This window comes from Bradyrhizobium oligotrophicum (assembly GCF_051168495.1).
GTDB lineage: Bacteria > Pseudomonadota > Alphaproteobacteria > Rhizobiales > Xanthobacteraceae > Bradyrhizobium > Bradyrhizobium oligotrophicum_A.
This window is the reverse complement of sequence record NZ_JBNPVB010000011.1, coordinates 43,763-69,769: the sequence shown is the minus strand read 5'-3', so window position 1 is coordinate 69,769 and position 26,007 is coordinate 43,763. Positions and strand designations below refer to the sequence as shown.

At 66.9% G+C, this 26,007-nt stretch carries 23 protein-coding genes; 8 read left to right on the top strand and 15 right to left on the bottom strand.

Annotation, left to right across the window (positions count from 1 at the left end):
* Window positions 1–11: 11 nt before the first annotated feature.
* Genes acsF through bchF form a run of 12 tightly spaced genes read right to left on the bottom strand, consistent with a single transcriptional unit; the run spans window position 12 to window position 13,381 of the window.
* Window positions 12–1,073 carry a magnesium-protoporphyrin IX monomethyl ester (oxidative) cyclase gene (gene acsF / locus ACQR1B_RS20975; protein ID WP_434833452.1) on the bottom strand — a complete coding sequence of 354 codons (1,062 nt, stop codon included), beginning with the start codon at window positions 1,071–1,073 and terminating at the stop codon, window positions 12–14.
* A complete protein-coding gene (locus tag ACQR1B_RS20970) occupies window positions 1,070–1,375 on the bottom strand; it encodes a hypothetical protein (protein ID WP_434833451.1) in 306 nt (101 codons plus the stop codon). Before ACQR1B_RS20970 ends, acsF begins: the two co-directional genes overlap by 4 nt.
* Window positions 1,372–1,839 carry a photosynthetic complex assembly protein PuhC gene (gene puhC / locus ACQR1B_RS20965; RefSeq protein WP_434833450.1) on the bottom strand — a complete coding sequence of 156 codons (468 nt, stop codon included), beginning with the start codon at window positions 1,837–1,839 and terminating at the stop codon, window positions 1,372–1,374. The genes ACQR1B_RS20970 and puhC overlap by 4 nt, the downstream gene beginning before the upstream one ends.
* Window positions 1,840–1,855: 16 nt before the next feature.
* Window positions 1,856–2,476 carry a photosynthetic complex putative assembly protein PuhB gene (puhB, locus tag ACQR1B_RS20960; RefSeq protein WP_434833609.1) on the bottom strand — a complete coding sequence of 207 codons (621 nt, stop codon included), beginning with the start codon at window positions 2,474–2,476 and terminating at the stop codon, window positions 1,856–1,858.
* A 26-nt stretch (window positions 2,477–2,502) separates the two neighbouring features.
* Window positions 2,503–3,285 (bottom strand): photosynthetic reaction center subunit H, encoded by a 783-nt coding sequence (gene puhA / locus ACQR1B_RS20955; protein ID WP_434833449.1) that lies wholly within the window; start codon window positions 3,283–3,285, stop codon window positions 2,503–2,505.
* Window positions 3,286–3,304: 19 nt separating this feature from the next.
* Window positions 3,305–4,732, bottom strand: coding sequence for a PucC family protein (locus ACQR1B_RS20950; RefSeq protein WP_434833448.1), 1,428 nt, complete (start codon window positions 4,730–4,732; stop codon window positions 3,305–3,307).
* Window positions 4,729–5,430, bottom strand: coding sequence for a magnesium protoporphyrin IX methyltransferase (gene bchM / locus ACQR1B_RS20945; RefSeq protein WP_434833447.1), 702 nt, complete (start codon window positions 5,428–5,430; stop codon window positions 4,729–4,731). The genes ACQR1B_RS20950 and bchM overlap by 4 nt, the downstream gene beginning before the upstream one ends.
* A 43-nt stretch (window positions 5,431–5,473) precedes the next feature.
* Entirely contained in the window at window positions 5,474–6,382 is a 909-nt protein-coding gene (gene bchL, locus ACQR1B_RS20940; RefSeq protein WP_434833446.1) for a ferredoxin:protochlorophyllide reductase (ATP-dependent) iron-sulfur ATP-binding protein, read from the bottom strand.
* Complete coding sequence (locus ACQR1B_RS20935) at window positions 6,379–9,969, bottom strand: magnesium chelatase subunit H (RefSeq protein ID WP_434833608.1); 3,591 nt, start codon at window positions 9,967–9,969, stop codon at window positions 6,379–6,381. Before ACQR1B_RS20935 ends, bchL begins: the two co-directional genes overlap by 4 nt.
* Entirely contained in the window at window positions 9,944–11,497 is a 1,554-nt protein-coding gene (gene bchB, locus ACQR1B_RS20930; RefSeq protein ID WP_434833445.1) for a ferredoxin:protochlorophyllide reductase (ATP-dependent) subunit B, read from the bottom strand. Before bchB ends, ACQR1B_RS20935 begins: the two co-directional genes overlap by 26 nt.
* Before the next feature lies 1 nt (window position 11,498).
* Window positions 11,499–12,785: a ferredoxin:protochlorophyllide reductase (ATP-dependent) subunit N gene (locus ACQR1B_RS20925; protein ID WP_434833444.1), complete on the bottom strand. Its 1,287-nt coding sequence runs from the start codon at window positions 12,783–12,785 to the stop codon at window positions 11,499–11,501.
* Complete coding sequence (bchF, locus tag ACQR1B_RS20920; RefSeq protein WP_434833443.1) at window positions 12,782–13,381, bottom strand: 2-vinyl bacteriochlorophyllide hydratase; 600 nt, start codon at window positions 13,379–13,381, stop codon at window positions 12,782–12,784. Before bchF ends, ACQR1B_RS20925 begins: the two co-directional genes overlap by 4 nt.
* 229 nt (window positions 13,382–13,610) lie before the next feature.
* On the opposite strand from bchF, the gene ACQR1B_RS20915 reads away from it, so the two are divergent.
* From ACQR1B_RS20915 to ACQR1B_RS20890, 6 genes are all read left to right on the top strand, one after another.
* Complete coding sequence (locus ACQR1B_RS20915) at window positions 13,611–14,507, top strand: cobalamin B12-binding domain-containing protein (protein ID WP_434833442.1); 897 nt, start codon at window positions 13,611–13,613, stop codon at window positions 14,505–14,507.
* A gap of 138 nt (window positions 14,508–14,645) precedes the next feature.
* A complete protein-coding gene (ppsR, locus tag ACQR1B_RS20910) occupies window positions 14,646–16,013 on the top strand; it encodes a transcriptional regulator PpsR (RefSeq protein WP_434833441.1) in 1,368 nt (455 codons plus the stop codon).
* A 13-nt stretch (window positions 16,014–16,026) separates the two neighbouring features.
* Entirely contained in the window at window positions 16,027–16,953 is a 927-nt protein-coding gene (chlG, locus tag ACQR1B_RS20905) for a chlorophyll synthase ChlG (protein WP_434833440.1), read from the top strand.
* 5 nt (window positions 16,954–16,958) lie between these two features.
* Window positions 16,959–18,293: a BCD family MFS transporter gene (locus ACQR1B_RS20900; RefSeq protein WP_434833607.1), complete on the top strand. Its 1,335-nt coding sequence runs from the start codon at window positions 16,959–16,961 to the stop codon at window positions 18,291–18,293.
* 3 nt (window positions 18,294–18,296) lie between these two features.
* Window positions 18,297–19,508, top strand: a complete 1,212-nt coding sequence (locus tag ACQR1B_RS20895; RefSeq protein ID WP_434833439.1) for a geranylgeranyl diphosphate reductase — start codon at window positions 18,297–18,299, stop codon at window positions 19,506–19,508.
* A gap of 12 nt (window positions 19,509–19,520) precedes the next feature.
* Window positions 19,521–19,784, top strand: a complete 264-nt coding sequence (locus ACQR1B_RS20890) for a hypothetical protein (protein ID WP_434833438.1) — start codon at window positions 19,521–19,523, stop codon at window positions 19,782–19,784.
* A 12-nt stretch (window positions 19,785–19,796) separates the two neighbouring features.
* On the opposite strand, the gene ACQR1B_RS20885 is transcribed toward ACQR1B_RS20890, so the two are convergent.
* Window positions 19,797–20,171, bottom strand: coding sequence for a c-type cytochrome (locus ACQR1B_RS20885; protein WP_434833437.1), 375 nt, complete (start codon window positions 20,169–20,171; stop codon window positions 19,797–19,799).
* A 374-nt stretch (window positions 20,172–20,545) separates the two neighbouring features.
* On the opposite strand from ACQR1B_RS20885, the gene ppsR (ACQR1B_RS20880) reads away from it, so the two are divergent.
* Both ppsR (ACQR1B_RS20880) and ACQR1B_RS20875 read left to right on the top strand, forming a co-directional pair.
* Entirely contained in the window at window positions 20,546–21,916 is a 1,371-nt protein-coding gene (gene ppsR, locus ACQR1B_RS20880) for a transcriptional regulator PpsR (RefSeq protein ID WP_434833436.1), read from the top strand.
* Window positions 21,917–24,091 (top strand): GAF domain-containing protein, encoded by a 2,175-nt coding sequence (locus ACQR1B_RS20875; RefSeq protein ID WP_434833435.1) that lies wholly within the window; start codon window positions 21,917–21,919, stop codon window positions 24,089–24,091.
* Between the two features lie 274 nt (window positions 24,092–24,365).
* Here the strand turns inward: ACQR1B_RS20875 and ACQR1B_RS20870 are convergent, their stop codons facing one another.
* Window positions 24,366–25,049 carry a heme oxygenase (biliverdin-producing) gene (locus tag ACQR1B_RS20870; RefSeq protein WP_434833434.1) on the bottom strand — a complete coding sequence of 228 codons (684 nt, stop codon included), beginning with the start codon at window positions 25,047–25,049 and terminating at the stop codon, window positions 24,366–24,368.
* A gap of 18 nt (window positions 25,050–25,067) precedes the next feature.
* Window positions 25,068–25,994 (bottom strand): photosynthetic reaction center subunit M, encoded by a 927-nt coding sequence (gene pufM, locus ACQR1B_RS20865; RefSeq protein WP_434833433.1) that lies wholly within the window; start codon window positions 25,992–25,994, stop codon window positions 25,068–25,070.
* Between the last annotated feature and the right edge of the window lie 13 nt (window positions 25,995–26,007).

The following is a 26,007-nucleotide window of genomic DNA, read 5'->3' as shown; positions in this document are numbered from 1 at the left end:
CGGGCTCCTTCTCACCAGGCCGGTTGCAGCGTGATCTCCCGCGGCAGCGCGTTGCTCTTGGCCGGCAGCAAATAGAGCCGGCCGAAGGTCAGCGCGGCCTTCAGCGGCAGCACGGCGCGCTTGATCGCACCCATCACGCCGCCTCGCGCCTTGGCATCGGCAATCGCTTCCGACACCTCGCGCAACTGCTTCAAGCCGGCCCAGAAGCGCGGATTTTCGATGTCGAGCATGACCGGGAACACCTGGCGCGAGATCTCCGAGGTGATGCGGAACACGCGCATGTCGTACTCGTCCGGCGGCATGCCGAGCGCCTCGTAGAAGGCCGGGCGCATGTGGTCGCGCACATGCATGGTGGCGAACACCGCGAGCAGGAAGAACTTGATCCAGAGCTTGTTGAGGCCGCTGAGCAGCTTCGGATCGGCGCGCATCAGCAGCGCGAACGCCTCGCCGTGGCGGAACTCGTCGTTGCACCACTTCTCGAACCACTTGAAGATCGGGTGAAACTGGCGCTCCGGATGCCGCTCCATCTGGCGGTAGATGGTGATGTAGCGGGCATAGCCGATCTTCTCCGACAGGTAGGTCGCGTAGAAGATGAACTTCGGCTTGAAGTAGGTGTACTTCTTCACCTTCGTGAGGAAGCCGAGGTCGACGCCGATGCCGTGATCCTTGAGGATCTCGTTGATGAAGCCGGCGTGGCGGGCCTCGTCGCGGCTCATATAGGAGAACAGCTCGCGGATGTCGGGATTGGTGATGCGCCTCTTGATCTCGGCATAGAGCACGCAGCCGGAGAACTCCGCTGTCAGCGACGACACCAGGAAGTCCTTGAACTCGATGCGAAGCGCCTCCGGCAGGTCGTTCAGATCCTTGTCGAATTCCGGCGTGCGCACGAAGTGCTTGCGGTTGTGGTCGGCGCGCAGCTCGGCCATGACCGCATCCCATTCGCGCCGCACCAGATCGACGTTGAGCCGGTCCATTGCCGCGAAATCGGTGGTGTAGAAGCGCGGTGTGAGGATCGTGTCCTCCAGCGCCATGTTGGTCGACGTGCTGCCGGCCCCGCCTTCCATCGCGATCATCTGACCCTCCCGTCCGAAAAGCTGACGTCGTACAATTCAGTGAGTTCGAGATACCCTGCAAGGTGCATCAGCATCCGCTTCAGCGGCCCGGCCCGCACCACGGTCGCGGTGCGGCGCAGGTTCAAGTGCTCGCCGAACTTCACCGTGATCGGCGCGCCCTGGATCAGCACCTCGTCGCCCGGACGGATGCCGACGTCGCGGTCGAGCGTGACATGCGCATGCAGGCTCTCGCCGGTACGTTCGATCTCGATGCTGCAGCCGATGTCGAAACGGCGCGGCCCGGTGGTCCATAGCCCTCTCATGGCTGCTCTCCCATCGCCATCAATCCCGTGAACCGGCGCATGTTGTCGGCGCCGAACGGCGCGAGATCGATCTGCCGGCCGGTGGCGGGATCGTCCAGCGTCAGATGACCGTCCGACCAGCGGTTGATCGTGAAGGCCGGGCCCGATCCGATCGCGTGACGCTGGCGGTCGAAGGCCATGCTGCGCAGCACCGTGCGCAGGAAGCCATCGCCGCCGGCCGCGACCACGGTCACGACCTTGCCGGTGGCGGGCGACACCACCGTGATGCCGCCATCGGCGCGGTCTTCGAACCGCAGCGCCGTCGACTGCACGGCCACGACGTGGTCGCTGCGCACCGTGCCGACGCCCGTGATCCGGCCCACGCCGGCCGCGAGCAAGGCAAAGGCGACCAGGGCAAAGGCCGCGCGGAGTGCGCCCTTCGGGATGATGATCTCGGCTTCAGCGTGTCCCTCGGCGTTGCTCATGGCGCCCTCCTCCTGGTCAAGCTGCGCTGGCGATCGCCGCCGGCGGTGCGCCCTGCGTCTCGCCATCGGCTGCCGGCAACGGCTGTGCCGCGACGGCACCATCAGATGCGGCGACCAGCGCCTTGGCGAGAATCTCGGCCACATCGCGGGCGTTCGGCACGCCGCGCAGCATCGGCTCGACCACGTTCAGCCGCCACGGCCGCGAATGCGGCCACAGCAGCAGGTAGGACAGCCGCTGGTCGGCGATGACACCGAGCGGCAGGTCACCGGTGCCGTCGGAATGCAGCTTCAGATCCGCACGGCCGACCTGCTTGAACGGCACGTTCAAGGTCATCGGCAGCACGGCGCCGAACTGCAGCAGCACCCGCCGGCTGGTGATGGTGTAGCGCGTGGTGCGGCTGTAGAGCACTGCGAGCCCGGTGAGCAGCAGCGTCGCCAGCGCCACCGGTGTCAGCAGCGAGGATGCGCTGGCGACCGCGGCCGCGAGCGGCTGATGATCAACCACGCCCGCCACCACGCGAGCACCGAACAGCGCCGCGAAATAAGCGAGCACGAGGCGCAGGTGGAACACCCGCAGCAGCAGCGCCTTCACCGTCGGCTGTCCCTGCCAGAGCAGCCGCTCGCCCTCAGGCAGCATCAGCGTGTCTTGCTCCTGACGCGTCCTCACAGCAGTGGCTCCTGGCGCGAGGCGGTGGCATAGAGATGCCCGCCGCCGTAATAGCCGACGATCTTGTCTTCCTCGAGCTTGGTGACCTGGTCGGGCTTGGCGAGACCGGGCACGTCGGCGAACTGCGAGGCCAGGATGGCATCGACCAGCACCGCCTCGCGGGACCTGTCGACGATGGCCATGGTCATCGGCAGCAGCACGTGGCGACCGACAATGCCCTCGACCTCGACTTCGAGATAGCGGATCAGCATCTCGGCGCGGTCGACCCAGACCTCACGGACCTTGCCGCCGAGCTTGCCGTCGCAGCCGATCACCGGCATGCCGCGCGGATCCGGATCTTCCGAGGCGATGAAGATGCTGCCGGCGACGCGCAGCGGCACGATCGCGGGGATGTTGTCCATGGTCAGCTCCGGCTCGTCCTTGCGCGCGGCGAAGGAGCCCGGCCCGACGCCGTCGAGCATCGGATTTCCGGTCGGCAGATAGGGCGTGCCCGGCCAGGGATACATCGGCGTCACCGGCGCGTCCGCGCGGTCGTTGTCCCGGTTCGGCAGGGTCGCGGTGCGCCCGCCATGCATGTGATAGGTCTTCGGGCTCGGCGGCGTCGGGAAGCCGTGGCCGCTCGAGGCGGTCTGCCGCCCGAGGCGGCCCTCGAACTGCAGCGGGTAGCCTTCGCGCTTGTCCTCGGTGCGAAGGTAGAAGATCAGACCCGCGAAGAACACCCAGAAGCCGTAAAGCACGACCTGGGCGACATCGATGTAGCTCGTAAATGACGTCTGCATGGCTTCCTCCCCGACTGGGCTAACCTGGAAATTCAGCGATCCCGAATTGTAGTTGTTGTGGTTGCACGGCCCGCCGCCGCACCAGCGGTCCGATCACCGCCAGCGTGACGAACAGGAGCGCGATCTCGACGTGGTAGACGATGCTGTAGCCGGTCGCCGGCCCGGCGAGCGCGACCCCGAGGTGCCCGTCCAGCGCAAGCTGGGACATCACGTCGCGAATGGCGCCGCCGCCCGCGATGGCCACACCTGCCGCGGTCGCCTGCACCGCGCCCCAGGCGCCGAGCGCAAGGCCGCTCTCACCATTCTGCACCAGCGCCATGGCCGCGGTGAGCGTGCCGACCGCGAACAATCCACCACCGAAGCCGATCAGAGTCGCGCCGATCCGGAACAGCAGCGGCGAGGCGAGCGGTGCCGAGAAGATGACCGCCGAGAAGGCGAACAGCCCGACGAGGCCGCCGAGCGCTGCGATCCGATAGGGATCGGAGCCCTTGCCGAGCCGGCGCGCGGAGAGACCGAAGCCGGCGAGCGTGCCCGCGGCCAGCAAGGCGGTGAGCGCCGTCGTCTCGCCCACGGTGAGATGCAGGATCTCGGCGCCATAGGGCTCGAGCAGGATGTCCTGCATCGTGAAGCCGGCAGTGCCGAGCCCGACGGCGAGCAGCACGCGCGCCGAGCCGCCCGCCTCGCGGAAGTGACGCCAGGAGTCGCCGAAGCGCGGCCGCTCGCGGCTCGCCGAGGTCCGCGACGGATCACGCGCCTCCTGCTTCCACAGCGCGATGACGTTGAGCACCATCTCGGTCAGCGCCGCGCCCTGGATCACCTGGATCAGCCGCATCTCGCTGAACTCGGCCAGCAGCCCGCCGAAGGTCAGCGCGCTCGCCATCATGCCGAACATCAGCATCACGTAGAGAAAGGCCACCACGCGGGGCCGGGCCTGCTCCGGTGCGAGGTCGGTCGCGAGCGACAGCCCGGCGGTCTGCGTCGTGTGCAGTCCGGCGCCGACCAGCAGGAAGGCGAGCGCGGCACCGATGCGGCCGGCGATCACCTGGCCCGGCGCATCGCCCGACAATACCAGCAGCGCGAACGGCATGATCGCGAGACCGCCGAACTGCAGCAGCGTGCCCATCCAGATGTAAGGCACGCGGCGCCAGCCGAGCACCGAGCGATGGTGATCGGACTTGAAGCCGATCAGCACGCGCAGCGGCGCGAACACCAGCGGCAGCGCGACCATGGTGGCGACGAGCCAGGAGGGCACGCCGAGTTCGACGATCATGACGCGGTTGAGCGTGCCGTTGAGCAGCACCACGGAAATGCCGACGGAGACCTGGAACAGCGACAGCCGCATCAGGCGCGACAGCGGCAGCTCGGCCGAGGCGGCATCCGCAAACGGCAGATAGCGCGCCGACAGCCGCGTCCACAGTTGCAGGAACGATGGTGCGCGCGCGCTCATGACGGGCGGAGCTCCAGCGCATGCGAGATGTAGAAGCCGTTGGCGATGCGGCAGTTGCGGGCGCAGCGCCAGTCGGCGAGATCAGAATGATCGGCGATCAGGCGGGACAGCTTCTGCTCCGCGACCGGTTCGATCGCCGGAGCGCGATTGCCGCGCGGGAACAGGCCGCCGACGGCATGCATGACAGCCAGCAGCGGCGTGCGCGGCGCGTAGGTCATCAGGATGGCATCTGAGGTACGCGCCGCGAGGCCGGCGACGATGCGCACCGCGTCCTCGGCGCGGTAGTGGATGAAGGAATCCATCGCCACCGCGAAATTGAAGCCGCCGTGCCTGGGATCGAGCATGTCACCGGCGACGAAGCGGATCGCATTGTGGCTGATGTCGTCGGGCAGCCGGCGCTGGGCGATCTCGATCAGGGTCGGCGAGATGTCGACGGCCACGACCTCGGCGCCGCGGCGCGCCGCCTCGATCGAGAAGCTGCCGGTGCCGCAGCCGGCATCGAGCAGCCGCGCGCCGCGCAGATCGAGCGGCAGCCATGACAACAGCGTGCGCCGCATCTCGTCGCGGCCGGCGCGCACGGTGGCGCGGATGCGCCCAACCGGCGCATCCGAGGTCAGCCGCGTCCAGGCGGCGACCGCGGTGCGGTCGAAATAGGTCTCCACTTCACTACGGCGGGCGAGATATTGCGCTGAGGTCATCGGACAGCCCTGCTCAATCGAAACCCAATCAGTCGAAACCCGATCAATCGAATCCAAGGAGATCGAAGATATCGCGATCCTTGAGAGGCACCGCCTGCATCGGCTCGCTGCCGGCGAGCAGCGAGGCCGCGAGGCGCAGATATTCGTTCTGGGCGCGCTCCACGTCCGGCGAGGCCTCCATCTCGAACAGCGTGCACTTCTTGAGACGGCTCTTTCTGATCACGTCGAGGTCGGGGAAGTGCGCCACCGTCTTCAGGCCGGCGCGCTCGTTGAACTTGTCGATCTGGTCGGTGGCGGCGCTGCGATTGGCGATGACGCCGCCTAACCGCACCGGATAGTTGCGCGACTTGGCCTGGATCGCGGCGACGATGCGGTTCATCGCGAAGATCGAGTCGAAATCGTTGGCGGCCACGATCAGCGCGCGGTCGGCATGCTGCAGGGGGGCTGCGAAGCCGCCGCAGACGACGTCGCCGAGCACGTCGAAGATCACGACGTCGGTGTCCTCGAGCAGATGATGCTCCTTGAGCAGCTTCACGGTCTGGCCGACGACATAGCCGCCGCATCCGGTACCGGCCGGCGGGCCGCCCGCCTCCACACACATCACGCCGCTATAGCCCTGGTAGACGAAGTCCTCGGGGCGCAGCTCCTCGGCATGGAAGTTGACCTGCTCGAGAATGTCGATGACGGTCGGCACCAGCCGCTTGGTCAGGGTGAAGGTGGAGTCGTGCTTGGGATCGCAGCCGATCTGCAGCACGCGCTTGCCGAGCTTCGATAGCGCGACCGAGAGGTTCGACGAGGTCGTGCTCTTGCCGATGCCGCCCTTGCCGTACACCGAGAACACCTTGGCGGTGCCGATGGCGAGGGTCGGGTCCATTTGCACCTGCACGCTGCCGGCCCCATCGGGGCGGCGCAATGCCGTCGAGGCGAGCGGCGGTCTCAAGGTCACGTTCATGCGGCAACTCCCACGCCTTCGAGGCGATCTTCGAGCTCTTCCCCGGCCTTGCGCAGCACGTCGAGCATGGCGGGATCCGGGGTCCAGTAATTGCGCTCATGCGCCTCGATCAGACGGTTCGCGATCTTCGCCGACGCCGCCGGATTGAGCGAGGCGAGGCGCTCGCGCATCGCTTCGTCGAGCACGAAGGTCGTCGTGATCTGCTGATAGACCCAGGGCGCGACCTGCCCCGTGGTCGCCGACCAGCCCATGGTGTTGGTGACGTGCGACTCGATCTGGCGCACGCCCTCGTAGCCATGGGCGAGCAGCGCCTCGTACCATTTCGGATTGAGCGTGCGGGTGCGGGTCTCCAGCGCGACCTGCTCCGACAGCGTGCGCACCGTACCTTCGCCGCGGGTCTGGTCGCCGATATAGACCGGCGCGGCCTCGCCCTTGGCGCGGCGCACCGCGCGACTGATGCCGCCGAGCGTATCGAAATAGTGGTCGATCGTGGTGACGCCGAGCTCGACCGAGTCGACGTTCTGATAGGCGGCGTCGACCCCGGCCAGCACATGGCCGAGCAGCGCGTCGCGCCGCACCGGCCGGCCGTCGGCACCGTAGGCAAAGCCCTTGCGGCGCGTATAGACGTCGGCGAGCTCATCCTCGTCGGTCCAGGCGCCGCAGTCGATCAGGTGGTTGACGTTGGCGCCATAGGCGCCCTCGGCATTGCCGAACACGCGCAGCGCCGCGTCGGCCAGCTCGCCGCCATGGGCCGCCTGGAACGACAGCGCGTGCTTACGCACGTAGTTCAGCTCGGCCGGCTCGTCGGCGGAGGCGGCGAGCAGCGCCGCTTCGGCGAGCAGCCTGGTCTGCAACGGCATCAGGTCGCGGAAGATGCCGGACAGCGTGATCACGACGTCGATGCGCGGCCGGCCGAGCGTTTCGAGCGGAATCAGCCTGGCGCCGCACAGCCGTCCATAGCTGTCGTGACGCGGCTCGGTGCCCATCAGCCACAGCGCCTGCGCGATCGGCCCGCCCTCGGTCTTGAGATTGTCGGTGCCCCACAGCACCAGCGCGATCGTCTCGGGCAGGCCGTGGCCTTCGCCGGCATGGCGGGCAAGCAGCCGCGCGACCTGGCGCTCGGCATCCTTGAGCGCGAACGCGCTCGGGATGCGGAACGGATCGAAGCCGTGCAGATTGCGTCCCGTCGGCAGCACGTCGGTGTTGCGCAGGAGATCGCCGCCGGGAACGGGGCGGATGTAGCCGCCGTCGAGCGCATGCAGGATCGCCGGCGTCTCGCTGTCGGTCGCCAGCAGCCGGTCGAGCTCGGCGCGCTTGACGTCGTCGGTGATGCCGGCGAGGTCGAGCAGCTCGGCGCGCTGGGCCTGCTCGGGCGGTGCGCCGACGACGTGCAGACCGTGGGGGATCAGCGAATATTCCAGTTCGAGCACGCTCGTCGCGAGCGCTGCGATGCGGCCCTCGCGCTCATCGCCCCAGGCCGGTTCGGCCGCGGCGAGATCGACGGCGGAGGCCTGCGCCTGGATCAGCGCCGCGCTGGCGGCCCTGACCTGCTCGGCCGCGTCCGGCGACAGATTGCGCCAGGCATCCAGCGACGACTTCAGATCGGCGAGGCCCTTGTAGAGACCGGCGCGGGTGATCGAGGGCGTGAGATAGCTGATCAGGGTGGCGCCGCCGCGGCGCTTGGCGAGCGCACCTTCGGACGGATTGTTGGAGGCGTAGATGTAGAAGTTCGGCAGGTCGCCGATCAGCCGCTCCGGCCAGCACTCGGCCGAGAGTCCCGCCTGCTTGCCCGGCATGAATTCGAGCGCGCCATGGGTGCCGAAATGCAGTACGGCGTGGGCGCGGAAATCCTCACGCATCCAGCGATAGAACGCGGCAAAGGCGTGCGTCGGCGCGAAGCTGCGCTCGAACAGGAGCCGCATCGGATCGCCTTCGTAGCCGAAGGCCGGCTGAAGGCCGACGAAGACATTGCCGAACTGCTCGCCGAGCACCAGCAGGCTGGAGCCATCGCTCTGATGGCGGCCCGGCGCCGGGCCCCACTGCTTCTCGATCTCGGCGAGATGGCGCTCGCGCCGGACATGCTGATCGACCGGAATGCGCGCTGCGACATTGGCCGCCGTGCCGAAGCGTTCGGAATTGCCCTTCAGCACGCGCGTCCGCAGTTCGTCGACCGTCGCAGGCACATCGACCGTGTAGCCCGAAGCCTTCAGCGAGGTCATGACGTTGTGCAGCGACTCGAACACCGACAGATAGGCCGCCGTGCCGGCCGCGCCGCCATTCGGCGGGAAGTTGAACAGCACCACGGCGAGCCGCCGCGCCGCGCGCGCCGATCGCCGCAGTTCGACCAGCCTTGCGACACGCGCGGCAAGCTGCGCCGCACGCTCCGGCAGCGAGGCCATGTCTCGCCCATCATTGGCAAGCGCCGAGCGGCCGCCGAACACGGTCGGCCCGACCGCGCCGTCGAGTTCGGGAATCGCGACCATCATGGTCGCCTCCACAGGCGTCAGCCCGCGCGCGTCGTCGTGCCACTGCTCGACGGTCTGGAACTCCAGCGGATGCGCCGCGATCAGCGGGACGTCCAGCCCGGCCATCACTTCCTCGGCCGCGCGCGCGTCGTTGTAGGCGGGGCCGCCGACCAGCGAGAAGCCGGTGAGCGAGATCACCGCGTCGACCGTGGCGACACCTTCCTTCTGGAAATAGCGCTCGATCGCCGGCCGGGCGTCGAGGCCGCAGGCGAACACCGGCACGACCGCAAGCCCGCGCGCCTCCAGCGACGAGATCACGCCGTCATAATGCGCGGTGTTGGCGGCGAGCAGATAGGAGCGCATCAGGATCACGCCGACGCGGCCGACCGCCTTCGGCGTCGCCGGCAGATCGTCCACGCGATCCACGATGCGCTGCTGCAGACGCGGATGATAAAGCCCGACGTCCGGATAGGTCACCGGCTCGGCCGCAGCGAGCTTGCCGCGCAGCGAGGCGCGCGCGCCGTCGGCGTAGCGGCCGACCAGGAAGCGGACCATGTTGGCGAAGTTCTGCTCGGAGCCGGCGAGCCAATATTGCAGCGTCAGGAAATAGGCGCGCAGATCCTGCGCGGTGCCGGGAATGTAGCGCAGCAGCCGCGGCATCCGCTGCAGCATCTTCATCTGGCTCTGGCCGCTGGACGAGCCGGAGCGGTTGCTGCCGCGCAGCCGCTTCAACAGGCCGAGCACGCCGGTGGCAGAGCCCGACATCGTCAGCTTGCCGAGACGCGTCAGGCGCACCACCTCGCCCGCCGACAGGCAGCCGATCATGGCATCGCAATGGTCGCGGCGCGCCTGCAGCGCCGGCAGCACCGGCTGGATGTGATCTTCCATGAACAGCATGGTGGCGACGACGATGTCGCCGGTGGCGATGTCGGCGAGGCAGTGCTCCAGCGCGGCCGGATTGCAGCCCCACTCGTCGGCCGCATGCACCTTGAGATCGAGGCCGGGCAGCTCCGCCTGCAACGTCGTGCGCGCGCGCACGGCAGCCGAGGCGAGATGGCTGTCCATCGTCACGATCACCACCCGGATGGGTGTCTTGTCAGCGACCGAAATGCGCTTTGGCATCATATAAGGTCTCGAGTGTGATCAGGTTGACGTTGCGCTCGCGCGCGAACCGCTCGGTGTTGCGGCGCGCCTTGCCGCGAACGAAGAAGGGAATCTTGGTCAGCTCGCGCTCGGCGTCGGTGGCCCAGGCGAGTTCGGTCGATGTCGTGGATTCGACCACGCGGAGCGGCGCAGGCGCAGGCGCCGCCGGTGCGGCGCCGAGATGCGACGGCGCGTGATCGGCGAATTCGTGGTCCTCGCGGAACATGCCGAGCAGATGCTCTTCCAGGCCCATCATCAGCGGATGCACCCAGGTGTCGAACAGCACGTTGGCGCCTTCGAAGCCCATCTGCGGCGAGTAGCGCGCCGGGAAATCCTGCACGTGGCACGGCGACGAGATCACCGCGCAGGGAATGCCGAGCCGCTTGGCGATGTGGCGCTCCATCTGCGTGCCGAGCACGAGCTCGGGACGCAGCTCGCTGACGCGGGTCTCGACTTCCAGATAGTCGTCGGTAATCAGCGGCTCGACGCCGTAGATCGCGGCAGCCTCGCGGATCTCGCGGGCGAATTCGCGAGCATAGGTGCCGAGGCCGACGACCTCGAAGCCGAGCTCCTGGGTGGCGGCCCGCGCTGCGGCCACGGCATGGGTGGCATCGCCGAAGATGAAGACGCGCTTGCCGGTGAGATAGGTCGAGTCGACCGAGCGCGAATACCACGGCAGCCGGCTCTCGCTGCGCGCCAGCACGGGCGATGCGTCGACACCTGCGAGCTGAGCGACCTCGGCGATGAACTCGCGCGTCGCGGTCACGCCGATGGGAATCGTACGCGTAAAGGGCTGGCCGAACTGGCGCTGCAGCCATTGCGCGGCGGTCGCGGCGATTTCGGGATAGAGCACGATGTTGAAATCGGCCTCGGGAAGCCGGGCGAGATCGGCCGGCGTCGCATTCCACGGTGCCACCACGTTGATGTCGATGCCGAGCTCCACAACCTGCCTGGTCACTTCCGCGAGATCGTCGCGGTGACGGAAGCCGAGCGCCGTCGGACCAAGCAGGTTGCAGGCTGGACGAGCGCCTGCCTCCCTTGCACGGCGGGGGGAGCCGTTCGCGGAAGACGCAGCCAACGCCCGTACAATCCGATAGAACGTTTCCGAGGCCCCCCAATTCTCCTTGCGCTGATAGGCCGGGAGCTCGAGCGGGATCACTGGAATCGGAAGCTTCAAGGCCTGCGCCAGCCCGCCGGGATCGTCCTGGATCAGTTCCGCGGTGCAGGAGGCGCCAACCAGCATCGCCTGCGGCTGGAAGCGATCGTACGCGGCGCGCACCGCGCTCTGCAGCAGGTCGGCGGTGTCGCCGCCGAGATCGCGCGCCTGGAAGGTGGTGTAGGTGACGGGCGGGCGGCGGTCGCGGCGCTCGATCATCGTGAACAGCAGATCGGCATAGGTGTCGCCCTGCGGCGCATGCAGCACGTAGTGCACGTCGCGCATCGCGGTGGCGATGCGCATCGCTCCGATGTGCGGCGGTCCTTCATATGTCCAGACCGACAGCTGCATCTCACACCGCCAGTCTGGTTTGACGCAACAGGGGCCGCGCGAACAGCTCGGCGAGATCGCCGGCCTGCTCGAACCCTTGAATGGGCGTGAAGATCAGCTCAATCGACCATTTGGTCGTGAGGCCTTCGGCCTCCAACGGATTGGCGAGCCCGAGCCCGCAAACGACGAGATCCGGCCGCGCGGCGCGGCAGCGGTCGAGCTGACGCTCGACGTCCTGGCCTTCGCTGAGCTGCGTGCCGTCAGGCAGCAGCTTCAGCTCGGCGGCGAGATGGTCGCGATGCAGATAGGGTGTGCCGACCTCGACCAGCTCCATGCCGATCTCGCGCGCCAGGAAACGCGCCAGCGGAATCTCGATCTGGGAGTCCGGGAACAGAAACACGCGCTTGCCCGCCAGCTGCGCCCGGTAGCGCGCCAGCGCGCGCTCGGCCCGCGCCTTGAGCGGCGCGATGGTGCGCTCGACATGGGGGCGCGAGACGCCGAAAGCTTCAGCGGCGGCCGCGAGCCACAGCGCGCTGCCTTCGCCGCCGAGCGGGAACGGCGCCGCGATGCGGCGGCAGCCCCGCTCCTCCAGCGCCCGCGCGGTGTCGCCGAGGAAGGGCTGCGCCAGCAGCACGCGCGTCTCCGGTCCAACGGCCGGCAGCTCCGAGGAGCGCCGCGGTGGAAGAAATGCCACCTTGTCGATGCCGAGCGCCGTGAAGGTCCGCTTGAACTGGTCTTCCACCACGTCGGCGAGCGCACCGACGACGAGCAGCGACGGCCCCGCACCACGATCGGCGGCCGGCAGCACCGGCACCAGCGAGGCGAGGCAGGCGTCCTCGCCTTGCGTGAACGTCGTCTCGATGCCGCTGCCCGAGTAGTTCAGCACACGGACGCCCGGCGAAAAATGCTGTGACAGCCGCAGCGCTGCGCGCGACAGATCGAGCTTGATCACCTCCGACGGACAAGAGCCGACGAGAAACAGGAGCTTGATATCCGGCCGGCGCGCCAAGAGCTGACCGACGATGCGATCGAGTTCGTCATTGGCGTCGACGAGGCCGGCGAGATCACGCTCCTCCATGATCGCAGTGGCGAAGCGCGGCTCGGCGAAGATCATGACGCCCGCGGCCGACTGGATCAGATGCGCGCAGGTGCGCGAGCCGACGACGAGGAAGAATGCGTCCTGAATCTTTCTGTGCAGCCAGACGATGCCGGTGAGGCCGCAGAACACTTCGCGCTGGCCGCGCTCGCGCAGCACGCCGTCGGGCGACGATGCCGGGGAAACGGCGCAGGCCTGCGCGAGAATGGTCATGACGCCCGCTCCACGCTGGTCACGCCAGCCTGCGCCATCGCCTGCTCCTGCAGCCGCGCCGCGCGCAGCTTGAGCAGGAATTGCGTGGCGTTGATCGCATAGGCCGCGTAGGCGGCGAGCACGAGCAGCATCTGCTGCCGCGCCGATCCGATGTGGCCGATGATCGCGGCGAGATAGGCCGTATGCAGCGCGATCACCAGCATCGAGAACACGTCCTCCCAGAAGAAGGCCGGTGCGAACAGATAGCGCCCGAACACGATCCGCTCCCAGATCGAGCCGGTGATCATGATGGTGTAGAGCAGCGCCGTCTTCAGAACGACCGAGGCCGTGGCCAGCCAGAGGCCGTCGCCGGTCGCGAGATAACGCGCCACCAATCCGAGACTGATCAGAAAGACAAGAAATTGCAGCGGCGCCAGAATTCCCTGCACCAGCGTCCAGGGCGTGGCATCGCGCCTGCGCTTTTCCTCAGGCGTGTAAAGCGCTTGCCGCTTTGCACGCGGCGTCGGCTCAGGTGTGTAGCAGAGCTGACTCCACAGCGACGGATCAGTGGCGGACGTGAATTGCGCATCACATGATGTGTAAAGATGATTTGACAACACCAGTGCCGGGTGGTGCGATGATGACAACCACAGGGACACTGCTGGTGCACCGCACTCGGTCTGATCAACGTTACGTTGTGCAGTTCGCAGGTGGCGCATCGCAAATCCCCGAGTGCGAGCCCGATGGGGAAACGCTAGACCTGGGCAGGAAGAGTGTCAATCAAAATTGACGTCAGATAATATTGACGCAACGAGTGACGTGCGCTCATATGGAGGGGAGGCGCTTATGACCGAGCTCAATGAGACAGTCCGTTTTCCGCGAGCCCGCTTTCGGACGAAGCGTGGGCAGTCCGGCTTTCATCCGCCGGCCACGCCGCGCGTCAACGTGCCATTGCACAGCACGCGCCATCCGCAGCTCAACGGCGCGATCGAAGCCGAGATCATTCCGCGGCTCGTGATGGCTCACGCCTCTGCGCTCGAACGCGTCCCCGCGATCATCACGGCCTCCGCGCAGGAGGCCGCCGACTTCGCCGAGCTGGTGCTCGACGCCGATGACGATCGCGCGGTGGCCTGCATCCAGTCGCATCGCGATCATGGCGAGACGCTGGAGCGGATCTATCTCGATCTCCTGGTGCCGACCGCCAACCACCTGCGCCATCTCTGGGCCGATGACGAGCGCGACTTCGCCGACGTGACCCTCGGATTGTGGCGGCTGCAGCAGCTGCTGCGGCACTTCAGTCCGGCGTTCTGCGCCGAGCTCGCGGTGGCGCCGACGGGACTGCGTGTCCTGTTGACGACGGCGCCCGGCGACCGGCGCGAGATGGGCCACATGATGTTCGGTCTGGTGCTCGCCAGCGAATTCTTCCGGCGCGACGGCTTCGAGACCTGGATCGAGCCGGACACGGCCGACCGCGGCTTCATCGAGGCGCTCCGCTCGCAATGGTTCAATGTCGTCGAGTTCTTCGCCAACAGCGACAAGAAGCTCGACGATCTCGCCTCGAACATAAGGGTGGCCAGACGCGAGTCCTCCAACCAGGACATCGGCGTGCTGGTCTGCGGTCCTGCGTTTATTGAACGGCCTGAACTCGTTCTTCTGGTCGGCGGCGACGGTGTCGTCTCCGATCCGAGCAGAGAGGCTTCGCAAGCCCGGCACGTCGTCAGTCTTCTGACCGAACGGCGATAGCTGAGGGTGCAGTGAAGATGATTGCTGGAACGAGACTTGCCGCGCGAAGGCTCCTTGATTGGGAGGACAACGGCGTTGGTGAGGGCGTTCAGAGCTCCGAAAGATTCGCTTGGCGATCTCAATGCGGATGTTGCGGCCATGCTGGTGGCCGCAGCATCCGACATTGCGCTCGCGCTCGACGCCGACGGCAACATTCAGGACCTGGCCTTTCAACAGGCCGGGCTGCCGCTTGAATTGAGAAACACAGACGAGTGGATCGGCCGATCCTGGCAAGCAACAGTGTCCGAGGAAAGCCAGACCAAGCCAGAGCTGCTGCTCGCCGAAGCCTCCGAGCGCAAGGTGTCGCGCTGGCGCGAGGTGCGCTATCCGGCCGCGCGCGGACCGGACATCCCGATCCTGTTCGCGGTCGTCGCGATCAAGGGCGCGGCCCGCTTCGTTGCCGTCGGCCGCGACGTGCGCGCCACCGCCGCGCTCCAGCAGAAGCTGATCGAGGCCCAGGTGGCGATCGAGCGCGACTACTCGCGCATGCGCAACGCCGAGTCGCGCTACCGGATCCTGTTCCAGATCACCGCCGAGCCGGTGCTGATCATCGACGCCGCCAGCCATCGCATCGTCGAGGCCAATCCGGCCGCGGCCGCCCTGCTCGACCACGGCGCCGCCAGCCTGATCGGCAAGCTGTTTCCCGATGCCCTGCTGCTCGACGACCTGTCGATGTCGCAATCGCTGGCGCTGGCGATCCGGTCGCAGGGCAAGATCGAGCGCGCCCGGATCAGGCTCGAAGGCGGGCGCGACTATCTGCTCGACGGCACCTTCTTCCGGCAGGACACGACGTCGCTGTACCTGCTGCGGTTCTCGCCGCAGACCTCGCAGCCGGCGATCTCGAAGGCCTCCGACGTCAATACGCAACTGGTGCAGTTCGTCGAGGCGGCTCCCGACGGCTTCGTCATCACCGACATGGATGGCCGTCTGCTGCACGCCAACGCCACCTTTCTCCAGCTCGCCCAGATCGAGAACATGCACCAGATTCTCGGCGAGACGATCGACCGCTGGATCGGCAAGTCGGCGATCGACTTCTCGGTCATGCTGACCAATCTGCGCCAGCATGGCAGCGTGAAGCTGTTCTCCAGCGTCGTCCGCGGCGAGCATGGCTCGCCGGTCGACGTCGAGATCTCGGCCGCCACGGTCGGCGCCTCCGGCCAGGCCCGGCTCGGCTTCACCATCCGCAACGTCAGCCCGCGCATCACCGGCGATAGCGGCAACCACGGCTACGTTCCGCGCTCGCGCGAGCAGCTCGCCGAACTGATCGGCCGCGTGCCGCTCAAGGAGCTGGTGCGCGAGACCACCGACGTGATCGAGCGGATGTGCATCGAGACGGCGCTGAAGCTCACCGGCGACAACCGCGCCACCGCCGCCGAGATGCTCGGCCTCAGCCGTCAGAGCCTCTACGTCAAGCTGCGGCGCTACGGCCTTGCCGAGCCGACCGAAGACGACAGCCAGTTGGAATAGGTGGAAAGTTGCAATGACCGAGATCGCGCCCGTCCCGCTTGCCCCGAAGCTTGGCTCAAGGCTTCCTTCAAGGCTTCATCCCTCGGCGGTCCTCGAACTGTTGAAGCCGATCACCTGGTTTCCGCCGATCTGGGCGTTCGGCTGCGGCGTGGTGTCGTCGGGCGCACCGCTGGCGCCGCGCTGGCCCACCGTGATCGCAGGCCTCGTGCTCGCCGGGCCGATGGTGTGCGCCACCAGCCAGGCCGTCAACGACTGGTTCGACCGTCACGTCGATGCGCTCAACGAGCCAAACCGCCCGATCCCGTCGGGCCGGATTCCCGGACGCTGGGGCCTCTATATCGCGCTGATCTGGACCGTGCTGTCACTCGGTGTCGCCACCCTGCTCGGCCCCTGGGGATTTGCCGCCGCGGCGCTCGGCCTCGCGCTGGCCTGGGCCTACAGCGCGCCGCCGATCCGGCTGAAGCAGAACGGCTGGTGGGGCAACAGCGCCGTCGGCCTCTGCTACGAAGGCCTGCCCTGGATCACGGCGGCGGCGATCATGAGCGCACAGGCGCCGTCCTGGCAGGTGCTGTCGATCGCGCTGCTGTACAGCGCCGGCGCCCACGGCATCATGACCTTGAACGATTTCAAGTCGATCGGCGGCGACCGCATCAGCAATGTCCGCTCGCTGCCGGTGATGCTCGGCGCCGAGGCCGCCGCCCGTCTGGCCTGCATCACGATGGCGCTGGCGCAGATCGGCGTGATCGCGCTGCTGCTGGCCTGGAGCCGTCCCATCCATGCCGTGATCGTCACCGCCATGCTCGCGGTGCAGTTCATCCTGATGCGGCGGCTGATGACGAGCCCGCGCGAGCTCGCGCCCTGGTACAACGGGACCGGCGTGCTGCTCTACGTGCTGGGCATGCTGGTGTCGGCCTTCGCGCTGGCGGGACTGGCAGCATGATGCGGATGACCACGGCCTCACCTGCTCACCTGTCCTGGTTCGGCATCATCAGGCTCGGCCTGGTGCAGACCGCGCTCGGCGCGGTGGTGGTACTGACGACGTCGACGTTGAACCGCGTGATGGTGATCGAACTCGCCTTGCCGGCGATGATCCCTGGCCTGCTGGTCGCGATCCACTATGCGATGCAGGTGCTGCGGCCGTGGCTCGGCCACGGCTCCGATGTCGACGGCCGCCGGTTCGCCTGGATCGTCGGCGGGATGGCCGTGCTCGCCGCAGGCGGCCTTCTGGCCGCAGCCGCCACCGCGCTGATGGCGAGCCATCTCGCTCTTGGCCTCGTCGTGGCCGTGATCGCCTTCATCATGATCGGCATCGGCGTCGGCGCCGCCGGCACCTCGCTGCTGGTGCTGCTCGCCAAGCGCACCGCGCCGGAGCGGCGCAGCGCCGCCGCCTCGATCGCCTGGATCATGATGATTGCAGGCTTCATCGTCACGACGGCCGTCGCCGGCAAGGCGCTCGACCCGTTCTCCGGCGAGCGGCTGATGCTGGTGTCCGGCACCGTCTCGGCCATCGCCATGGTGCTGACCCTGGTCGGCGTCTGGGGCATCGAGCAGCCGGAGGTTTCTGCAGGCTCGATTTCCGCCGCCGCCGAGCGCGGCGGCTTCATGGACGATTTCCGCGAGATCTGCCGCGAACCGCAGGCGCGGCGCTTCGCCATCTTCATCTTCGTGTCGATGCTGGCCTACAGCGCCCAGGACCTGATCCTGGAGCCGTTCGCCGGCAGCGTGTTCGGCATGACGCCGGGCCAGACCACGCAGCTGTCCTCGGTCCAGCACATGGGTGCGCTGATCGGCATGATCCTGATGCCGGCGATGGCGAGCCTGCGTGCCGACTGGCGGACGCGGCCGCAGCCCTGGATCATCGGCGGCTGCCTCGCCTCGGCGCTGGCGCTGCTCAGCCTCGTCGCCGCCGCCACGATCGGCCCGGCGTGGCCGCTGCGCGCCTCCGTGCTCTTGCTCGGCATCACCAACGGCGTCTACGCGATCGCGGCGATCGGCGCGATGATGAACATGGTCAGCGAAGGACGCGACAACCGCGAGGGCACGCGGATGGGCCTGTGGGGCGCCTCGCAGGCGATCTCGTTCGGCATCGGCGGCTTCGTCGGCACGGCCGCGGCGGACGCCGCGCGCCATTTCATGCCCACCACCGCCTCGGCCTATGCGGCGGTGTTCGCCGCCGAAGCCGCACTGTTCGTCCTCGCCGCCTGGCTCGCAATCTGGATCAAGAGCCCACGCGTGGCTCAAACGAGCCTTGCGCCACAGCCAGCCAACATCGGAGCCTGAGCGATGACTTCCTCTTCCAGCCCGGAAACCTTCGACGTCGTGGTCATCGGCGGCGGCCCCGCCGGCGCAACCGCCGCCAATGATCTCGCCCGCAAGGGCCAGCGTGTGCTGCTGCTCGACAAGGCCGGCCGCATCAAGCCCTGCGGCGGTGCGATTCCGCCGCGGCTGATCGCCGAGTTCGAGATCCCCGACCAACTCCTGGTGGCGCGCATCTCCTCCGCCCGCATGGTGTCGCCGAGCAACCGCGACGTCGACATGCCGATCGATGGCGGCTTCGTCGGCATGGTCGATCGCGAACATTTCGACAAATGGCTGCGCACGCGCGCCGCCGACAGCGGCGCGATCCGCCGGACCGGCACCTACAGCCGGATCGCGCGCGATGCCGACGGCACCGCCGTCGTGCACTACGAGCGTCGCATGGATGATGGCAGCCTGCGGCCGGACATCGTGCGGGCCCGTGCGGTGATCGGCGCGGATGGCGCAGTGTCGGCGGTCGCGCGGCAATGCATCCCCGGCGCGGACGAGATTCGCTACGTGTTCGCCTATCATGAGATCGTGCGCTCACCCGATCCGGGCCATCCGCTGTTCGACGCGACGCGCTGCGATGTCGTCTATCGCGGCAAGCTGTCGCCCGATTTCTACAGTTGGGTGTTCCCGCATGGGACGACCACCAGCATCGGCACCGGCAGCGCCTGCAAGGGTTTTTCGCTGCGCGGCTCGGTCGCCGAATTCCGCAAGGCGGCGGCGCTCGACGAGCTCGAAACCATTCGCCGCGAGGGGGCGCCGATCCCGCTGAAGCCGCTGCGGCGCTGGGACAATGGCCGCGACATCGTGCTGGCCGGCGACGCGGCCGGAGTGGTGGCGCCCGCTTCCGGCGAAGGCATCTACTATGCGATGGCCGGCGGCCGCGCCGCTGCCGATGCCGTTGCGCTGTTCCTGAAGACCGGCGACGCCGCTGCATTGGCGACGGCCCGCAAGGTCTTCATGCGCAAGCATGGCGCGGTGTTCTTCATCCTCGGCATGATGCAGCGCTACTGGTACACGAACGATGCCCGCCGCGAGCGCTTCGTCGCCATCTGCCGTGACCGCGACGTGCAGCAGCTCACATGGGACGCCTACATGAACAAGGAGCTGGTGCGCGCCAAGCCGCTGTCGCATGTGCGGATCTTCTTCAAGAACATCGCCCATCTGACCGGACTGGCGCGGGCCGCCTAGCGGCTTCGCGCGATGGATGAGCTGTTTCGCAGCCCGCATCTGGTCGACCTGATTCTTGCGGTCGTCGCGGTGGAGCTGATCGCCATCGCGCTGGTCTGGCGGCGCTCTCGTCGCGGCATCAGCCCGCGGGCATTGCTGCCGAACCTGCTCGCCGGCGTGTTCCTGCTGCTGGCGCTGCGCTGCGTGCTCGTGGATGCGCCGTGGTTCTGGCTTGCGGCGTGCCTGGCGGCATCAGGTCTCGCCAACGCCGCCGACCTGCGGCAGCGCTGGCGATGACGTTCGACCAAATCATTTCTTCTCGGTCGAGAACGTCTTGAGATAGGCGATGACGTCCTTGCGCTGCTGCTCGTTGGCGAGCTTGAACACCATCTTGGTCGAGCCGGTCGCCTGGTCCGTCTTGCCCTTCTCGGTGAGGAACTTCTTCAGGAACGCGCTGGGATCGACGAGATATTCGAAGATGTTGTCGTCGGTCCACACCAGCCCGGCCTCGCCGGCATGCTTGTTGAGATCCGAATAGGCGAAGCCGGGATAGGTCCCGGTCGCTCGTCCAATGACGCCGGTCAGGACCGGACCGACCGCGTTCTTCGCATCGGGACCGATGCGGTGGCAGGTCATGCACTGCTTGAAGACCTGTTCGCCCTTCGCAGCGTCACCGCCGTCCATCGCCAGTGCGGCACCCGCTAAAGTTGTAATAATTACAGATACAACCAATCCCGCTCTGAGCATCATTGATCCTCCCGATTTCGCCGTTTCGTTACTCAGGTCATCTGACCTTACACGTATCAATGTCACGAACTCTTGTCATGTTCCGATGAACTGAAAGTGAGCGAATCCGTCGCAGTTCGAGCATGCAATAGGCGCAGGAATACCAGCGACAGCCGCGTGCCCGGAAATAAGCCTTGACACTGAGGGCGCTGCGTGGACTAACGACATCTTCAAGACTCTCAATACGTTAGCGGGATGCGGCGCAACACCTTCAAAATGCGCGCCAACGATGTGGCCGCGATCCTGTGAGCGTCTCAACGGGTGCCAAGACGATGGCCGAGTTTCACGGTCCACGACCCGACGTGACATTGCTGCTCGACATGGACGGCGTGATCCGTGAGGCAACGCTGTCTCCGAACATGTCAGCCGAGAATGTCGATGTGTGGCTGGGGCGCCCCTGGTCCGAGATCGTCGATGATGCGAGCGAGAAGATCGAGCGCATCATGCAGGACACCAAGCGGACCGGTATCTCCGCCTTTCGCCAGATCACACAGCGGTTCCCGAGCGGCTTGGAACTGCCGATGGAATTCACCACCGTGCTGCTCGGTGGCCGTGCCGGCATGCTGGCGATCGGCAAGAACCTGCAGGCGGTCGCGGAGCTCCAGGCCCGGCTGATCTCGGCCCAGCAGACGATCGAGCGCGATTACTGGCGGCTGCGCGAGATCGAGACGCGCTACCGGCTGGTCATCGAGGACTCCAACGAGGCCGTGCTGCTGACGAAGGTCTCGGACCTGCGCATCGTCGAAGCCAACCGGACGGCCGCCGCGGCGCTGGGGGCCTCTGGCCGCCGCAGGGACAATCTGGTCGGCCGCGAGTTCCTGCAGGAGATTCCTCCCAAGGACCGCGAACCGGTGGAGCTGATGCTGAGGCGCGTGCGCGACCAGGGCAAGGCGCCGGGCATCGTGATTCACGTCGGTGAGGACGCCACCCCCTGGATGCTCCGGGGATCGCTGATGACCAGCGACAACGCGCCGATGTTCCTGCTGCAGATGGCGCCGATCGGCAAGGTCGCCCAGCCCGGGCCGGTGCCGGACAATCCCGAAGCGCTGATCGACAATCTTCCGGACGCGGTCATCAGCATCGACGTCGCAGGCGTCATCAAGCGCGCCAATCGGGCGTTTCTGGAACTGGTCGAAATCGGATCGAAAGACGCGCTGATCGACGAGAAGCTGAGCCGATGGCTGATCCGTCCCGGCGCCGATCTTTCGGTGCTGGTCTCCAATGTCGAGCGCCACGGCACCGTCCGCCTGCTGTCGACCACGATCCAGGGCGAGCTGGGAACCGAGACGGAGGTCGAAATCTCCGCGGCAGCCTATGGTCCGGATGGCCAGCGCCGGATCGGCCTCGTGCTGCGCAATATTGCCCGGAGGTTGTCGCCGACGGCGGAGCATGACAACCTTCGGACTGCGCTCGCCGCCCTCAACGAATCGGTCGGCAAAACTCCGCTGCGCAAGCTGGTGAAGAGCACGGTCGAAGTCGTCGAGCAGCACTACGTCCGTGCCGCGCTCGAGCTCGCCAACGGGAACCGGACGTCGGCTGCGGAAATTCTCGGCCTCAGCCGGCAAAGCCTTTACGCCAAGCTCGATCGGTATAATCTCTCTCAACCAGAAGAAGACGGCGAGGAAACCGAAAAGGGGAGCTAGTTGCCCGTTCCGCTGACGACGCCAGCCTTCGGCCACGCTACTCTTATGAATTGCGAGCGCGAGCAGATTCAGCTCGCAGGCTCGATCCAGCCGCACGGCATCCTGCTGGCGATCAAGGAACCCGAGAACGTCGTGATCCAGGCCAGCGGCAACGCTGCGGCCTTTCTCGGTACGAACGCCGTCGTCGGGCGGCCCCTCCGGGATCTCGGGGGTGATCTGCCATTCCAGATCCTGCCCCATCTCAGCGGTCCACTGCACCTCAAGCCGATGACCCTGCAATGCACGACCGGCTCGCCGCCGCGCCGTGTCGACTGCACGATTCATCGCCCGTCGAACGGTGGACTGATCGTCGAGCTGGAGCCGGCGACAAAGACCACCAACATTGCGCCCGCGCTCGATGGCGCCTTCCACCACATCACTTCGGCGTCGTCTCTGCTCGGCCTGAGCGACGAGACCGCGACGATCTTCAAGGAGATCACCGGCTACGATCGCGTCATGGTCTACCGTTTCGACGAAGAAGGGCACGGCGAGGTGCTGTCGGAACGGCGGCGCCCGGATCTGGAAGCCTTCCTCGGCAACCGTTATCCGGCCTCCGACATTCCGCAGATCGCGCGGAGGCTCTACGAGCGCAACCGCGTGCGCCTGCTGGTCGATGTGAACTACACGCCGGTGCCGTTGCAGCCGCGTATCTCTCCGCTCAACGGACGCGACCTCGACATGTCCTTGAGCTGCCTGCGCAGCATGTCGCCGATCCACCAGAAATATCTCCAGAACATGGGCGTCGGCGCGACGCTGGTCTGCTCGCTGATGGTCAGCGGCAAGCTGTGGGGGCTGATCGCCTGCCATCATTACGAGCCGCGCTTCGTGCCGTTCACCATCCGCGCCGCCTGCGAGGCGCTGGCCGAGACCTGTGCGATCCGCATCGCGGCGCTCGAGAGTTTTGCCCAGAGCCATTCCGAACTGGTCGTGCGCCGGTTGGAGCAGCGGCTGGTCGAGGCCGTCTCCCGGGATGGCGAATGGCAGGCCGCGCTGTTCGACGGCTCGCAATCACTGCTGCAGCCGCTGGGCGCCAGTGGGGCCGCGCTGCTGTTCGAGGGCCAGGTCACCACCGCCGGCGACGTCCCGTCGACGCAGCGCATCCGCGATCTCGCCGCATGGCTCGATCGCAGCCGCCAGACGGCGGGCCCCGGGCCGCAGGGGCTCACCGCAACCACGTCGCTGACGCTCGACGAGCCGGGCTTCATGGACCTCCGCGCGAGCGCGAGCGGACTGATTGCCGCGCCTCTGTCGGCCAGCGATGGAGAGTATCTGCTGTGGTTCAGGCCGGAGCAGGTCAGGACGGTGACCTGGGGAGGCGATCCGCTCAAGGCGGTCATCATCGGCGACGATCCCTCCGATCTGTCACCGCGCCGCTCGTTCGCGCAATGGCACCAGGTGGTCGAGGGAAAATCCGAGCCCTGGTCCGTGGCGGAGCTGGCCTCCGCTCGCTTGATCAGCGAGACCGTGGCGGACGTGGCGCTCCAGCTGCGCTCGGTACGGATGGTGATCGCACAGGACCAGCTCGCGACGATCAGCGGCCAGGTGTTGCGCTCGGAGCAGCCCGTCATCATCGCCGACGTCGAGGGCCGCATCCTGCTCCTGAACGAGGCGTTCGAACAGCAGCTGCGCACCACCCATCCGCACATTCCGCACCTGCGCGATCTCGGCAGCTATTTCACGGCGCCGGCGGAATTCCGCGCCAGTCTCGACGACCTGATGCGCAACAAGCGGAGCTGGCGCGGCGAGCTGGCGCTCGCCGGTGGCACCGCGCCGCCACGGCCGCTGATGGTCCGTGCAGATCCCGTGATCGCACCGCAGGACCGCGTGCTCGGCTTCGTGCTGATCTTCTCGGACCTGTCCGAGCGCAAGACCGCCGAGGCGGCGCGCGCGCGCTTCCAGGAGGAGATCGACGGCAAGCGCCGGCCAAGCCTTCGGCTCGATCAGAGCGCGAGCCTGATCTACAAGGAGCTGGCGGCCTCGACGGTGGAGAATGCGCAGCTCGCCGCGCTCGAAGTGACGCACGGCGCGCAGGCCGGAAGCATGCCGGAAATGCTGGAGAGCATCCGCAATTCGACGGCGCGGACGCTCGAGATCATCGAGCATCTGGTGTGGTATCGCTCGCAGAGCGAGGGGTGAACGCAACTCGCGGCTGCGTTCGCTGGCCCGACGGCCAAGCTGCTCATGCGATGCCCGCGCCCTTTCCACACGTCATTCCGGGGCATTCGCGCGCAAGACGGCGAAGCCGTTTTGAAGCAGCGCGAATGAGCCCGGAATCCATAACCACAGGGCATGGTGCGTCGGAGACGAGCGCCACGCGCATCTCGCATCCTCATGACCGGTCGTGGCTATGGATTCCGGGCTCGCGCGTTCCGCGCGCCCCGAAATGACGCGTGGAGAGCGCCTGCCTAGCTCAAGTCCCGAGGCCGGCCGCCGCCTGCAACGCTTGCGACAACGTGATATTCAGTTGGAACGCGGTAGCCGCTTCCTCGACGACAATGTCGTGCTCGGCCATCGCGGCGCCAGCCTGCTCCAGCGCATCGCGGTACTCGTCCTTGAAGCGCGGGATATCGGCGATCGCAGGAAACTCGTAGAACGACAGCGCCTCGCGCTCCAGATTCAGCGAGCGGGCGAGAATGCGCTTGATGATCTGGCCGCCGCTGAGATCGCCGAGATAACGCGTATAGGCGTGGGCCAGCAGCGCATGACCGGAGCCGGCGCCGGCGTCCCTGATGGCGCTGACATAGGCGATCGTCTCGGGCAGCAATGGCCGGTCGCTGGCGCCGAGCTGCGCGAGATCAGCCTTGATGGCGGCAACGCGATGCAACTCGGGCCGAACGATGCGGCCCGTCACCGGCGTATCCCGATGCCGCAACAGCTCGGCTTCGAGTGCTTCATAGACCGGCAGCAGATTGCGCAGCAGCAGCGCATACGCGCCGCGCGTGCCGCGACCGCGCAACAATTCGGCGACGATACCGGTCCGTTCGGCGGTCATATGCAGCGCCTTGGTCCGCTCGCGCATGGCTTGCAAAAGACTGGCCGGGCGCGTGCTGCGCCCGGCCATCTCGATCTGATCAGAATCAACTCTGTCCAACATTTCAAGACCTGCAGGACTTCAGCGCGGCGGCGCCAGCCCGTGTTTCACGCCCCACTCGAACCAATTATCGACGACGGTGCCTGACAGTAGGATACCGATGCCGCCGGTCAAGGTGCAAAGCACGGCAAACCACCACGCCCACCGATGGATCGATTCGGCCGTCGCGTTGAAGCCCATCGTCCAGCGCCAGAACAGCGCACCACGCTCGAAAGCCGTGCCGCGGTCGACGATCTGCTCGAGCTCGCGCTCGCCGCCGTAGCGGCTGATCGCCAGCACCGTCGCACCATGCATCGCAAACAGGAGCGCCGATCCGTACAGGAAGGCGATCGAGAGCATGTGGAACGGATTGTAGAACAGGTTGCCGTGAGTGATGGAGAAGTTATTGGTCCAGTCGAGGTGCGGGAAGATCCCGAACGGCACCGCCTCGCTCCAGCTTCCCATGAAGATTGGACGGATGAAGCCGAGCACGAGATAGAGCCAGATCGCCGAGGCGAACGCCCATGACACATGGGTGCCGAGGCCGAGCGCCCGGGCGCGGCGGTAGGTGCGCGCCCACCACAACAGGATCGACGTCGTCAGGAAGAACCCGGCCATCAGCCACCAGCCGCCCTCCTGCAGCGGCGGGAAGATCTGCAGGCCGTATTCCGGGGCCGGCGGCTGCAGCGACAGCCAGAAGAACTGGCGGATGAACTCCAGCGGGCTCCAGTTCACCGACGCCAGCATGTTGAGACCGATGATCTCGATCGCAACGAAGCCGGACATCAGCGAAGCGAGGCCGAGGAAGCCGAGATAGACCGGGCCGACCTGGGCGTCGCCGAGCTTGCCGAACCAGTAATTATAGCTGCCCTTGCCGAGCCGCTCCCAGACGCCGGGCTCGATCGGGATGCCCGGATAGATCGCACTACGAACTTGGATCTGCGTGAAGATGTTCTGGTATTGGGCCATGACGACCTCTCCT